Source organism: Streptomyces sp. 11x1, from assembly GCF_032598905.1.
Classification (GTDB): Bacteria; Actinomycetota; Actinomycetes; order Streptomycetales; family Streptomycetaceae; genus Streptomyces.
Genome location: NZ_CP122458.1, coordinates 2,665,970 through 2,678,360 on the forward strand (window position 1 = coordinate 2,665,970; position 12,391 = coordinate 2,678,360).

A 12,391-nucleotide genomic window follows, 5' to 3' on the forward strand; every position below is an offset into this window, starting at 1 on the left:
CGCGCTCTCGACGCACCGGGCACCGACCCGAGTACTCCAGTACGCGAGTCAGTGCCCGGCACGCCGAGAACACACTCCCCCGGTCTCTGCTGCGCTCGACCGGGAGGTACCCCCACGACGCCGCCAGCCCGCCCTTCGGGCGACGACGGGAAGTTGACGACAGGGCCTAGTCCCCCGCCCGAGCGGCAGCCTTCCGCTCCTCCGCCGCCCGCTCTTCCGCCTCCATCTCGGCGAACACGTCGATCGGGGCCGGCGCCTTGGCCAGGAAGATCCAGGTCAGCCAGACCGCGAGCAGGAACGGCGGGATCTTCAGAGCGATGAGGACCCAGCCCAGCTGTGTGGTGTCGGCCCACCAGTACAGCGGGAAGAGGATGGCGCACTTGCCGAGCAGGATCGCGCCCCAGGCGTAACTCGCCTTCGCGTACGCCTTCTTGCGCCCGGGGTTGCGGGTCCGCCAGGACAGGTTCTCCTTGAAGACCGGGCCGAGCATCAGGCCGATCAGCGGCACACCGGCCAGCGTCGTGATGATGTACGCGCAGCCGAGGCCCAGCGTGTAGAGCATGCCCGGGAGATAGAAGTCCTTGGCGTTGCCGGTCATCATCGCGAAGACCACACCGAAGGCGACCCCGAAGACACCGCTGAAGGCGTGCTTGACGGTGTCCTTCATGACCAGCCGCACCACGACCAGCAGGACGGAGACGCCGAGGGCCGCGAGGGCCGCCGAGTGCAGGTCCTTGTTGATCGTGTAGATGGAGACGAAGAGCAGGCCCGGGAGCACGGTCTCGACCATGCCGCGCACGCCACCGAACGCCTCGAACAGCGCGGCCTCCGTCACCGCCCTGGAGTCGTGCGAGCCGTCCTGTCCGCCCTCGGCGTCCTGGACGCCGCGCTGGGCGTCTTCCGTCGGCTTGTCGAGCGACGTCACCGGCTACTCCCGTCCGAGCGGTCTGAGTTCGTACTTCGGATTGAACAGCACTCTACGGCCCCGGCTCATCGAGATCCGGCCGGATGCGATCAGCTTGCGCCCCGGCTCTATCCCGACGATGGAGCGTCTGCCGAGCCACACGACGTCCAGGGCGGCCGAACCGTCGAAGAGCTCGGCCTCCAGTGCCGGGACACCGGCCCGGGGGCGCAGCGTGACCGTGCGCAAGGTACCAGTAACGGTCACTATCTGTCGGTCGTGACAGTCACATATGCGCGTGCAGCCGGCGGTGTCCGCGTCCTCGCGCAGCTCCTCCGACTCCAGGTCCGTCTGGGACGAGGAGAGCCGGTCGAGCATGCGCCGGAACCGGCCCGCCGGCTTCTCGGAACGAGGAACAGCACTCATGACAAAAAGCCTACCGGGGCCCGCCGACAGTCCAGCACCCCGTGCGGGGCGGACCTTCGCCGGCTCTCCCGGTCTCACTTCTCGAAGCGGTAGCCCATCCCCGCCTCGGTGATGAAGTGCCTGGGCCGGGAGGGGTCGCCCTCCAGCTTGCGCCGCAGTTGCGCCATGTAGACCCGCAGATAGTTGGTCTCGGTGCCGTACGAGGGCCCCCACACCTCCTGGAGCAGCTGCTTCTGGCTGACCAGGCGCCCGGTGTTGCGGACCAGCACCTCCAGCAGGTGCCACTCGGTGGGGGTGAGCCGGACGTCCCTGCCGTCCCGGTTCACCTTCTTCGCGGCCAGGTCGACGGTGAAGTCGTCCGTCTCCACGATCACGTCGCCGTCCTCGCCGCCCACGGGCTCCGCGCGGCGGACGGCGGCCCGCAGCCGGGCGAGCAGCTCGTCCATGCCGAAGGGCTTGGTGACGTAGTCGTCGGCGCCAGCGTCGAGGGCCTCGACCTTCTCGTCGGAGGTGTGCCGGGCGGAGAGCACGATGATCGGCACCCGGGTCCAGCCGCGGAGTCCCTTGATCACCTCGACGCCGTCCATGTCGGGCAGTCCGAGGTCGAGCACGACGACGTCGGGGTGCCGGGCCGCGGCGAGGGCGAGCGCGCTCGCCCCGTCGTGGGCGGTGTCGGCCTCGTACTTGCGGGCCTTCAGGTTGATCACGAGCGCACGCACGATCTGCGGCTCGTCGTCGACCACGAGCACTCTGGTCATACGGCCCGCCTCAGGTGCCGCATCATGGGCCGCCTCACTTGCCCCCTCAGCTGCCGCCTCATGTGGTTCGCCTCTCTGCCGATGTGGCCGTGCCGACCGGTGCGTCGGCGGTCCGGTCCGCCGACGGGACGGCGTCCGCCGATGTAGACGTGTCCGCGGCCGGGTCGGTGCCCGACGAGGAGTCCGTGACGGGCCCGGAGCCGTTCTGTGCGGCCCTCACGGTCAGCACCATGGTGAGGCCGCCGCCGGGGGTGTCCTCCGCGTCGAGCGTGCCGCCCATGGCCTCGGCGAAGCCCCGGGCGACCGCGAGACCCAGGCCGACGCCGGCCCCGCGCGGGGCGTCGCCATGGCGCTGGAAGGGGGCGAAGATGCGGTCCTTGGCCTCGTCGGGGACGCCGGGGCCGCGGTCGGCGACCCGGACCTCGACGCGGCCGGCGAGAGCGCTCGCGGAGACCTGGACGGGCGTTGCGGGCGGGCTGTACTTGACGGCGTTCTCGACGATGTTGGCCACGGAGCGCTCCAGCAGGCCGGGGTCGACGGCGACCATGGGCAGACTCTCGGGTATCTCCAGCCCGACGCTGCCCTCGGGGACGCCGCCGAGCGCCATGGGCACCACCTCGTCGAGGTCGATCTCGCGGATCAGGGTGGTGACCGTGCCGGTCTGCAGGCGGGACATGTCGAGGAGGTTGCCCACGAGGTGGTCGAGCCGGTCGGCGCCGTCCTCGATCCCTGCGAGCAGTTCGGCCTCGTCCTCCTCCGACCAGGCCACGTCGTCGGAGCGCAGGGAGGACACGGCGGCCTTGATGCCGGCCAGCGGGGTGCGCAGGTCGTGGCTGACGGCGGCGAGCAGCGCGGTGCGGATGCGGTTGCCCTCGGCCAGCGCCTTGGCCTGGTCGGCCTCCTGCTGGAGACGTCGGCGGTCCAGGACGACCACGGCCTGGGCGGCGAACGCGGCCAGCACCCGGCGGTCCTCGGCGGGCAGGACGCGGCCGGAGAGGGCGAGCGCCGTGTGGTCGCCGACCGGCATGTCCACGTCCGCGGCCTCGGGCCGGTCCATCTGCCGGGGACCCACGCTGCCCGCGCAGGTCCACGGGTCGACCTCGCTCTCGCGCTCCAGCAGGGCCACCGACTCCATGCCGAAGGTTTCGCACACCCGTTCGAGGAGTGCCTCCAGGCTGGTCTCCCCGCGCAGCACACTGCCCGCGAGGAAGGACAGGATCTCCGACTCGGCGCGCAGCCTGGCCGCCTGGTGCGTGCGCCGGGCCGCGAGGTCCACCACGGAGGCCACCGCCACCGCGACCCCTATGAAGACCACGATGGCGACGATGTTCGTCGGGTCGTCGATCGTCAGCGTGTGCACGGGCTGGGTGAAGAACCAGTTGAGCAGCAGCGAGCCCAGCACGGCCGCGGCCAGGGCGGGCAGCAGACCGCCGAGCAGGGCCGCGGCCACCGTGAGCGTCAGGAAGAGCAGCATGTCGTTTGCGAGACCGAGGTCGGTCTCGAAGTTGGCCAGCAGCGGCGCGAGCAGCACCGGCCCGGCCGTCCCCACCAGCCAGCCCCAGATCGTCCGGGCCCGGCCGAGCCGTGCGCCCCGGGCGACGGGCAGGCCGCGCCCCTTGCCCGCCTCGTCGTGCGTGATCAGGTGGACGTCCAGGTCGGGCCCGGAGTCCCGGGCGACGGTGGCGCCGACGCCCGGACCGAAGACGTACTGCCAGCTCTTGCGGCGCGAGACGCCCAGCACGATCTGGGTGGCGTTCACCCCGCGCGCGAAGGCCAGCAGCGCGGCGGGGATGTCGTCGCCGACGACGTGGTGGAAGGTGCCGCCGAGGTCCTCGACGAGGGTGCGCTGGACGGCGAGTTCCTTGGGCGAGGCGGAGGTCAGCCCGTCGCTGCGGGCGATGTAGACGGCCATGACCTCGCCGCCCGCACCCTTCTCGGCGAGCCGGGCGGCTCTCCGCAGCAGGGTCCGCCCTTCGGGGCCGCCGGTCAGCCCGACCACGATCCGCTCGCGGGAGCCCCATATCCGCGACACCTGGTGCTCGCTGCGGTAGGCGTTGAGGTACTCGTCGACCCGGTCCGCCACCCACAGCAGCGCCAGCTCCCGCAGGGCGGTCAGGTTCCCGGGGCGGAAGTAGTTCGACAGCGCGGCGTCCACCTTGTCCGGCTGGTAGACGTTGCCGTGCGCCATCCGTCGCCGGAGCGCCTGCGGCGACATGTCGACCAGCTCGATCTGGTCCGCCCGCCGCACCACCTCGTCGGGGACGGTCTCGCGCTGCCGTACGCCGGTTATGGACTCGACGACGTCACCGAGCGACTCCAGGTGCTGGATGTTGACGGTCGAGACCACGTCGACACCGGCGGCGAGCAGATCCTCGACGTCCTGCCAGCGCTTGCCGTTGCGGGAACCGGGCACATTGGTGTGGGCCAGCTCGTCCACGAGGGCGACCCGGGGCCGCCGGGCGAGCACGGCGGCCACGTCCATCTCGGTGAAGACCGAGTCGCGGTACTCCAGCGTCCGGCGGGGAACCTGCTCCAACCCGTGCAGCATCACCTCGGTGCGTGGCCGACCGTGGTGCTCCACGACGGCCACCACGCAGTCGGTGCCGCGCTCGATCCGGCGGTGCGCTTCGGACAGCATGGCGTACGTCTTGCCGACGCCCGGTGCCGCACCGAGGTAGATCCGAAGCTTTCCGCGCCCCATGTCCCCATTGTCTTCCCGTGACCACTGCCCACGCAGCGTCGACCTTACGGCCAATAATCACGGCAAAAAGGACAGAGGCGGCCGGGGGCCGCCTCTTTGACACAACTCTGACGCCGGCGCCCCGAGGGGCGCGGGGAACTGCACGACCGGTCGCGCGGACCCGCAGTTCCCTGACGGCCTCGGTCGGACGGCTAGCGCACCTCGGTGATCTCCGGCCCGCGCTGCAGCTGTCCCATGCCGCCGGAGAAGCGGGAGCCGGCCTGCTCCTCCTGCTGGACCCCCTCGGGGACCATCTGCGCGTCGTTCGGCAGCTTCAGGACGATCGGGTCACGCGGAGCCATGGGGCCCTCACCGCGGACGACGACCGTGTCCCGGAAGATCTGCTCCAGCAGCCCGGCGGTCTGCGGCTCCACCGCACCCCGCCCGGAGATCACTCCGCGCAGGAACCAACGGGGCCCGTCCACACCGACGAAGCGGACCACCTGGAAGCCACCCGTGCCGTCCGGCAGCTGCACCGGCACCTGAGCGCGGAGCTCCCAGCCCAGCGGACCCTCGACCTCGTCGATGACCCCGCCCTGCTGGGTGATGCCGGAGGCGATCTCCTCGCGGACCTCGCCCCAGATGCCCTCGCGCTTGGGCGCGGCGAAGGCCTGCAGCTGGACCGCGCTGTCGCGCAGCACGACGGTCGCGGCGACGATCGCGTCACCGGCGACCTCCACCCGCAGCTCCATGCCGTCGACTCCGGGCACGAAGATGCCACCGAGGTCGACCCGGCCCTCGCCGGGCTCGCGCACCTCGGAGCTGTCCCACGGCCCGTCCGGCCGGGGCTCGGGCTCCAGCCGCACGCGCTCCCGCTCGACGTCCGCCTCAGCGTCGGCTTCCCCGGCAACGCCGTCGACCTGCTCGGCCTCGCTCGCCGCGTCCGCCGCGTCCTCAGCGGAACCCTTCTTCTTGCGACGTCCGAACACGTCACTGTCCTTCCCGGTCGGATACGACCGAAGCGTATCGATTCCCACCCGTTGTGCCGCTTGTGCTGCTTGTGCCGCTTGCTCCGTCCACGGCGGCATGACCGCCGGTGGACCCGAAGCCCCCCTCGGCCCGCGCCGAGTCGGGAAGCTCCGCCACCTCCTGGAAGCGCACCTTCTCGACCTGCTGGACGACCAGTTGGGCAATCCGGTCGAAGCGCTCGAACCGTACGGCTTCATACGGGTCGAGATTCACCACGATCACCTTGATCTCCCCACGGTACCCGGCATCAACCGTCCCCGGGGCATTCACCAGGGCGACGCCGCAGCGGGCGGCGAGACCGGAGCGTGGGTGCACGAAGGCCGCGTACCCCTCGGGGAGCGCGATGGACACCCCTGTGGGCAGCACGGCACGTTCGCCGGGCTTCAACTCCCGGCTCTCCGTGGTGCGCAGATCGGCGCCCGCGTCACCGGGCCGCGCGTAGTCCGGCAGCGGCACGTCGGGGTCGACGCGCCGGACGAGGACCTCGAGAGGGGGACGGCCGCCGCTCACGGGTTCACCTCGAAGGCTCGGGCCCGCCGTACCTGGTCCGGGTCCTTCATGGCTGCCTGGATCTCCTCCTCGCGGCCGTGGTCGATGAAGTGGTCGACCTTGACCTCGACGAAGAGCGCGTCGGCACGGACGGCCAGCGGTCCGTCGGGGCCACCGACGCGTCCCTCGGCCCGCGCGAAGATCTTCCGTCCGGCCACGGCCGTGACCTCGGCCCTCAGATGCAGCACGGCCCCCACGGGGACGGGCTGCAGGAAGTCGGTCTCCAGGCGTCCGGTCACCGCGATGGTGCGCAGCAGCCAGGTGAGGGAGCCGAGGGTCTCGTCCAGGGCGCTGGCCAGGACCCCGCCGTGGGCCAGTCCCGGAGCGCCTTGGTGCGCGGGCCGCACGGTGAACTCGGCGGTGAGAGTGACACCTTCGCCGGCCCTGGCCTCCAGGTGCAGCCCGTGGGGCTGCTCGCCACCACAGCCGAAACACTGCCCGTAGTGCGCGCCGAGCAGCTCACCGGGGGCGGGTGCCTCGGGATGGCGTACGGGCGCCGTGGCGTCCGCCGGGGGCCGCAGGGCCGCGGAAGTACCTCTCACAGCCGCAGACCTTACCCGCCCGTCAGCGTCCGGCCATCGCCCCTACGGGCAGGGTTTCCCCTCGGACGCCCCTACGTCCGGGGCCGGAGGGTCCGCGTGCCAAGCTTGACGCCATGCAGCTCTCCGTCCCGCCGTACGAAGAACGGCTCACGGCTCCCCGCGCCTGGTGGCTCGTCTGCCTCCTGGTCGGCGTCTCGATGGCCCTGATCATGCTGCCGTTCGGCACGCTCCCCCTGCTGGGCGGCCTCGTGGGCGGGACCGCGATCGCCGCGGTCGTCACCAGTTCCTACGGCTCGATCCGCATCCGTGTCGTCGGCGACTCCCTGATCGCGGGCGAGGCGAGAATCCCGGTGAGCGCCCTCGGCGAACCGGAGATCCTGGACCGGGAGGAGGCGCAGGCCTGGCGCACGCACAAGGCCAACCCCCACGCCTTCATGCTCCTGCGCGCCTACATCCCGACGGCCCTTCGCATCCCGATCACTGACCCGAACGACCCGACCCCCTACGTCTACCTGTCCACCCGAAACCCCGAAGCCGTCGTCGCGGCCCTGGCAGCGGCGAGGAAAACGACGGCGTAGCGAGCGTCCAGCGGTTCGACCGGCACGGCAGCCCCGCACGCGACCTGCTGGCCGACGACACACGGCGCCGCACGGCTCCCGGACGGACGCCGCGTGGCGACGCAGCGCGCGAGCTGTCGGCCACCCACAGCCCGACGCGGCCCACGGTCGGTCACCCAGCCATTCGCGGCGACACAGCACACGCCTCGCGGGCGGCGACCCATGGCAGCAGACAACCGGCTCGTCGGCCGGCGAGCCAACGCACGGCGACGCGGCGGGCTGCTCGGCGGCGGAACGCGGCGGGGCGCTTGGCGGCGGACGACATGTGGCGGCGCGGCGCGCGGCCGGGTCACCCGGCGCGAAACAGCCTCACGGCGGCGGAGTAGACCCACCACCCACCCGCACAGGCGTGCGAGAGTGCCCGGTTTTCCCTACTCAACCCTTACTGCCGAGAAGCCCCCCAGCCGCCGCACCGGCCCCTCCCACCGAGCCGCCCGTCGGCCGGTCCAGGCCCTACGATCCGGTCCGGGCACAGCCACGTTCCTCCCGCCGCAACGCCCATGAGCCACGACGGCGGCCCCCGGCGGTGCCGGACCGGGGCGCCCCCTCGATCGGCGCCACCCGCAGCCGACCGGCGGCGTCACGCGTCAGCCGCCGCCGAGTTCCTTCGGCAGCTCCCCCACCGTCAGAGGATCCACCGGCTTCTCCAGCGGAGGCAGTTCCGGCAACGCCTCCCACGGCACCTGCATGCGCCGCAGGTCCTTGCGGATCCGCTCGGCCAGGTGCTTGGTGTCCCGGCGGTTCATGACCGCCCCCACCGCGGCACCGACCAGGAACGGCATCAGGTTCGGCAGATTGCGCACCATCCGTTTCATGATCTGCTGCCGCAGCTGCCGCTTCATCTGTCCACCGAGCGCCGAGTTGATCGTCGACGGCCTGGTCACGTCGATCCCGCGCTCACCGGACCACGAGTCCAGATAGGCGGTGCTGCGCTGCCGCAGATTCCCCGGCGGCCGCACCCCGTACACCTCGTGCAGCTCGGCGATGAGCTTCAGCTCGATCGCGGCGACGCCGGTGATCTCGGCGGCCAGCTCCGCAGGCATGGCGGGCGGCGTCGGCAGCATCGCCGCGGCCCCGACACCCGCCCCCACCGTGGAGGACGCGTTGGCCGCCCCCGCGACGAGCTTGTCGGCGATCTGCTCGGGTCCCAGCCCCGGGAACTGGGCGCGCAGGGTCGCGAGATCGCGCACGGGGATCCGTGGGGCGATCTCGATGACTCGGTCGGTGATGTACGCGAGCCCCGCTCGGGCCCGGTCACCGCTCTTGCGGGCCCCGACCTTGAGGCCCTGTTTCACTCCGTCCCGGACGGCGGCGACGGCCGCGCGCCGCCTGGCGACCGGCGCCGGATCGTCCACCGGAACGGGCAGGCGTCCCTGCTCGTCCGTGGCCTTCCCCGACGCCGAACCGGACGCACGTTCGAGCGAGGCCGCTCCCTGTTCGGAGGAGCCCCGCTCGTCGTCACGCACGCCGTCGGAGCCGTCGTACGGCCCCTGGTCCGCCCCCTTGCGGGAGCGGCGCTTCCAAGGAGGGGTCGAGCCAGTCACGGCCGACCCTGCCTCAGTCGCAGTCGCGGCAGATCGGCTGACCGTTCTTCTCGCGGGCCAGCTGGCTGCGGTGGTGCACCAGGAAGCAGCTCATGCAGGTGAACTCGTCCTGCTGCTTGGGCAGCACCCGGACGGCCAGCTCCTCGTTCGAGAGGTCGGCCCCGGGCAGTTCCAGGCCTTCGGCGGCCTCGAACTCATCTACGTCCACGGCGGACGTCGACTTGTCGTTCCGGCGAGCCTTGAGCTCTTCCAGGCTGTCCGAGTCGACGTCGTCGTCGGTCTTGCGTGGGGTGTCGTAATCCGTTGCCATGTCGCGCTCTCCCCCTCTGGGTGTCTGCGGTGTCTCCAGCGCACGTAACGCGTGAGAGGCCGGACTTGTGCCCGACCTGAGGCGGAGATTTTGCCTCACATCAAGGTCTGTTACTCAATCGACACCCAACCGGACTCCTCAAGAGTGATCGGCTTGGATGGCGAACGGGACCGTACACGGTCCTGAGGCTGCATTTCAAAGGCGCCTCAGCATGTACTTCCCGTGATCTCAACCCCCGAAAACCCGGATTTTCCCGGCTTTACGACGGCCTCATGATCACGCTCGGTAGATGGCTGGAAAATCGCCCCTGTGATCGATCACACATCGGTCGTGCACGACCGTTTCGATCAGGCGCCCGGGAAATTCCGCGCAAAGCGAACACGTCCCGGAACCGGGGGTCATTTTCTCAGACCGGAAGGGTCACTCGCATCACGAGCCCGCCTCCTTCACGTGGCCGGGCGGCGATGTGGCCGCCGTGCGCGCGGGCCACGGAGCGGACGATCGACAGGCCGAGGCCCACCCCCTTGTCGCTCCCCGTGCGCTCCGTACGCAGCCGCCGGAACGGCTCGAAAAGGTTGTCGATCTCGTACGCCGGGACCACGGGCCCGGTGTTCGTGACCACCAGCAGGGCCTGTCCGTGCTGGAGCTCGGTGGTGACCTCCACCCAGCCGTCCGCGCCCTGCACGTTGTACCGGACGGCGTTCTGGACGAGGTTCAGGGCGATCCGCTCCAGCAGGACGCCGTTGCCCTGCACGACCGCGGGGGCCCGTTCACCGCGGATCTCCACCTTCTTGGCCTCCGCCTCGGAGCGCACCTGGTCGATGGCCCGGGAGGCGACCTCGGCGAGGTCCACCGGCTTGCGCTCGACGATCTGGTTGTCGCTGCGGGCGAGCAGCAGCAGACCCTCGACGAGCTGCTCGCTGCGCTCGTTGGTGGCCAGCAGCGTCTTGCCCAGCTGTTGCAGTTCGGTCGGCGCGTTCGGGTCGGAGAGGTGCACTTCGAGGAGGGTGCGGTTGATCGCGAGGGGTGTCCGCAGCTCGTGCGAGGCGTTCCCGACGAACCGCTGCTGGGCCGTGAAGGCCCGCTGGAGCCGCTCCAGCATCTCGTCGAAGGTGTCCGCCAGCTCCTTCAGCTCGTCGTCCGGGCCGTCCAGCTCGATACGGCGGGACAGGTCGGAGCCGGCCACCGCGCGCGCGGTGCGGGTGATCCGGCCGAGCGGCGCGAGGACCCGGCCCGCCATCGCGTACCCGAAGGCGAAGGCGATCACGGCGAGCCCGAGCAGCGCCAGCAGGGACCGGCTCAGCAGGGTGTCCAGGGCCACCTGGCGCTGGGCGTCGATACAGGCGGAGATCGCGGCGTTGAAGTCCGCGAGCCGCACATTGGTCGAGCCGGCGTCCACCGCGGGACACTTCTCGCTGGTGACGCTGATGTCCGTGCCGCCCACGATCTTGAACAGCGGCGCGTTTCCCGTGTTCACCGCCTGGGCGGCCAGCAGATAGATGATCGACAGCAGCAGGATCCCGGCGATCAGGAACATGCCGCCGTACAGCAGCGTGAGCCGTATCCGGATGGTCGGGCGCAGCCACGGGAGCGGGTTCTGGGGCCGCCTGGGGTCCCAGGTGGGTTTCGGGGGCGCCAGCGGGGGCGCGGGGGTCGTGGCCATGGCGGATCAGATCCGGTAACCGGAACCGGGCACGGTGACGATGACCGGCGGTTCGCCGAGCTTGCGGCGCAGCGTCATGACCGTCACGCGGACGACGTTGGTGAACGGGTCGGTGTTCTCGTCCCAGGCCTTCTCCAGGAGCTGTTCCGCCGAGACGACGGCGCCCTCGCTGCGCATCAGCACCTCCAGGACCGCGAACTCCTTCGGCGCGAGCTGGACCTCCTTGCCGTCGCGGAAGACCTCGCGGCGGTTCGGGTCCAGCTTGATGCCGGCGCGTTCCAGGACGGGCGGCAGCGGCACGCTCGTCCGCCGACCGAGGGCACGCACGCGTGCGATGAGCTCGCTGAACGCGAAGGGCTTGGGCAGATAGTCGTCGGCGCCGATCTCCAGGCCCTCGACACGGTCGCTCACGTCGCCGGACGCGGTGAGCATCAGCACGCGCGTGGGCAGCCCGAGCTCGACGAGCTTGCGGCAGACGTCGTCGCCGTGGACGAGGGGGAGGTCGCGGTCGAGGACGACCACGTCGTAGTCGTTGACGCCGATGCGTTCCAGGGCGGCCGCACCGTCGTACACGACGTCGACGGCCATGGCCTCCCGGCGCAGTCCGGTGGCCACCGCATCGGCGAGCAGCTGCTCGTCCTCGACGACGAGTACGCGCACGTCGCTTGTCCTTCCTCTGTCCACCCGCGTAGCGCGTCACAGGCGCGCACGGGCAGGGTGTTCGTGGGTGTGTGACCTCCATCCTGCCTTTTTCGGCCGTAAGTCGGCTGTAAGACGACCTCGGCCGGGAAGGGCGGGGGCGCTCGACCGGGAATGCGGGATTTTTTCGTCCGGTTCAGGTTTCCGTCCGAGAGACCGAGGGGAGGACGGCTTTACACCCCGCGATCACGCTCTGCTTGTGCCGCACCACCATGCGGCACGCATCCGCTTTTCCGCAGAGTGGGCGTGGGTGTCCGGCACCGTCGCCGCCCGGCCAGGGCGGCGCTGGGCATCCACAGGAGACGTGATCGCCCCTTCCGAACGGCACACCCCCGTGCCAACGACCCACGACCCAGGACGAGGGGGCGCAGCATGGACGCATTCACCGCAGGACTTCTGCAGCGCATAAGGGCGACCGAGTCCGACCTGACCAGGGCTCGCGACGAGGGCGACGACTTCCTCGTCGAGGTGGAGCAGGGCGAGCTCGACGACCTGCGCCGCCTCGCCGCCGACCACGGTGTGGAGGTCGGCGCGCAGAGCGTCTGATCCACGGCCCACGCGCACGACAGCAATCCCCCCGGAAGATCCAGACCGGGGGGATTGCTGGTTTTTTTGGGGCTCGGTTCGCCTCCGGGGCGCCTCAGCCTGTGTCGAGTCGGCGATCGTGCTCGGC

At 70.9% G+C, this 12,391-nt stretch carries 13 protein-coding genes; 2 read left to right on the forward strand and 11 right to left on the reverse strand.

Annotated elements, in window-relative coordinates:
- Window positions 1-166: 166 nt before the first annotated feature.
- From P8T65_RS11640 to P8T65_RS11670, 7 genes are all read right to left on the reverse strand, one after another.
- Window positions 167-925, reverse strand: a complete 759-nt coding sequence (locus P8T65_RS11640) for a DUF3159 domain-containing protein (protein ID WP_184900226.1) — start codon at window positions 923-925, stop codon at window positions 167-169.
- A 3-nt stretch (window positions 926-928) separates the two neighbouring features.
- On the reverse strand, window positions 929-1,327 hold the full coding sequence (locus tag P8T65_RS11645) for an OB-fold nucleic acid binding domain-containing protein (RefSeq protein ID WP_149827837.1): 399 nt from the start codon (window positions 1,325-1,327) through the stop codon (window positions 929-931).
- A 74-nt stretch (window positions 1,328-1,401) separates the two neighbouring features.
- On the reverse strand, window positions 1,402-2,085 hold the full coding sequence (locus tag P8T65_RS11650) for a response regulator (RefSeq protein WP_316725344.1): 684 nt from the start codon (window positions 2,083-2,085) through the stop codon (window positions 1,402-1,404).
- A 58-nt stretch (window positions 2,086-2,143) separates the two neighbouring features.
- Window positions 2,144-4,786, reverse strand: coding sequence for an ATP-binding protein (locus P8T65_RS11655; protein WP_316725345.1), 2,643 nt, complete (start codon window positions 4,784-4,786; stop codon window positions 2,144-2,146).
- A 191-nt stretch (window positions 4,787-4,977) separates the two neighbouring features.
- Window positions 4,978-5,754, reverse strand: coding sequence for a DUF3710 domain-containing protein (locus P8T65_RS11660; RefSeq protein WP_033525191.1), 777 nt, complete (start codon window positions 5,752-5,754; stop codon window positions 4,978-4,980).
- Between the two features lies 1 nt (window position 5,755).
- Window positions 5,756-6,304, reverse strand: a complete 549-nt coding sequence (dut, locus tag P8T65_RS11665; protein ID WP_316725346.1) for a dUTP diphosphatase — start codon at window positions 6,302-6,304, stop codon at window positions 5,756-5,758.
- Window positions 6,301-6,885 carry a PaaI family thioesterase gene (locus tag P8T65_RS11670; RefSeq protein WP_184900218.1) on the reverse strand — a complete coding sequence of 195 codons (585 nt, stop codon included), beginning with the start codon at window positions 6,883-6,885 and terminating at the stop codon, window positions 6,301-6,303. Before P8T65_RS11670 ends, dut begins: the two co-directional genes overlap by 4 nt.
- A gap of 113 nt (window positions 6,886-6,998) precedes the next feature.
- On the opposite strand from P8T65_RS11670, the gene P8T65_RS11675 reads away from it, so the two are divergent.
- Window positions 6,999-7,463: a DUF3093 domain-containing protein gene (locus P8T65_RS11675; protein WP_316725347.1), complete on the forward strand. Its 465-nt coding sequence runs from the start codon at window positions 6,999-7,001 to the stop codon at window positions 7,461-7,463.
- A gap of 626 nt (window positions 7,464-8,089) precedes the next feature.
- On the opposite strand, the gene P8T65_RS11680 is transcribed toward P8T65_RS11675, so the two are convergent.
- The 4 genes from P8T65_RS11680 to P8T65_RS11695 all read right to left on the reverse strand — a co-directional run bounded on the left by P8T65_RS11680 (window position 8,090) and on the right by P8T65_RS11695 (window position 11,679).
- Window positions 8,090-9,046, reverse strand: a complete 957-nt coding sequence (locus P8T65_RS11680) for a hypothetical protein (RefSeq protein WP_316725348.1) — start codon at window positions 9,044-9,046, stop codon at window positions 8,090-8,092.
- Between the two features lie 13 nt (window positions 9,047-9,059).
- A complete protein-coding gene (locus P8T65_RS11685; RefSeq protein WP_005481602.1) occupies window positions 9,060-9,356 on the reverse strand; it encodes a DUF4193 domain-containing protein in 297 nt (98 codons plus the stop codon).
- A 406-nt stretch (window positions 9,357-9,762) separates the two neighbouring features.
- Window positions 9,763-11,019, reverse strand: coding sequence for a HAMP domain-containing sensor histidine kinase (locus tag P8T65_RS11690; protein WP_316725350.1), 1,257 nt, complete (start codon window positions 11,017-11,019; stop codon window positions 9,763-9,765).
- A 6-nt stretch (window positions 11,020-11,025) separates the two neighbouring features.
- Window positions 11,026-11,679: a response regulator transcription factor gene (locus P8T65_RS11695; RefSeq protein WP_009340866.1), complete on the reverse strand. Its 654-nt coding sequence runs from the start codon at window positions 11,677-11,679 to the stop codon at window positions 11,026-11,028.
- A 411-nt stretch (window positions 11,680-12,090) separates the two neighbouring features.
- On the opposite strand from P8T65_RS11695, the gene P8T65_RS11700 reads away from it, so the two are divergent.
- Window positions 12,091-12,264, forward strand: a complete 174-nt coding sequence (locus P8T65_RS11700; protein ID WP_184900211.1) for a hypothetical protein — start codon at window positions 12,091-12,093, stop codon at window positions 12,262-12,264.
- Window positions 12,265-12,391: the final 127 nt, after the last annotated feature.

What these genes read in the sequence shown, in the direction of transcription:
- P8T65_RS11645 (WP_149827837.1), bottom strand. Translation starts at nt 1,327, where the DNA reads ATGAGTGCTGTTCCTCGTTCCGAGAAGCCGGCGGGCCGGTTCCGGCGC.
- P8T65_RS11650 (WP_316725344.1), bottom strand. Translation starts at nt 2,085, where the DNA reads ATGACCAGAGTGCTCGTGGTCGACGACGAGCCGCAGATCGTGCGTGCG.
- P8T65_RS11655 (WP_316725345.1), bottom strand. Translation starts at nt 4,786, where the DNA reads ATGGGGCGCGGAAAGCTTCGGATCTACCTCGGTGCGGCACCGGGCGTC.
- P8T65_RS11675 (WP_316725347.1), top strand. Translation starts at nt 6,999, where the DNA reads ATGCAGCTCTCCGTCCCGCCGTACGAAGAACGGCTCACGGCTCCCCGC.
- P8T65_RS11685 (WP_005481602.1), bottom strand. Translation starts at nt 9,356, where the DNA reads ATGGCAACGGATTACGACACCCCACGCAAGACCGACGACGACGTCGAC.
- P8T65_RS11690 (WP_316725350.1), bottom strand. Translation starts at nt 11,019, where the DNA reads ATGGCCACGACCCCCGCGCCCCCGCTGGCGCCCCCGAAACCCACCTGG.
- P8T65_RS11700 (WP_184900211.1), top strand. Translation starts at nt 12,091, where the DNA reads ATGGACGCATTCACCGCAGGACTTCTGCAGCGCATAAGGGCGACCGAG.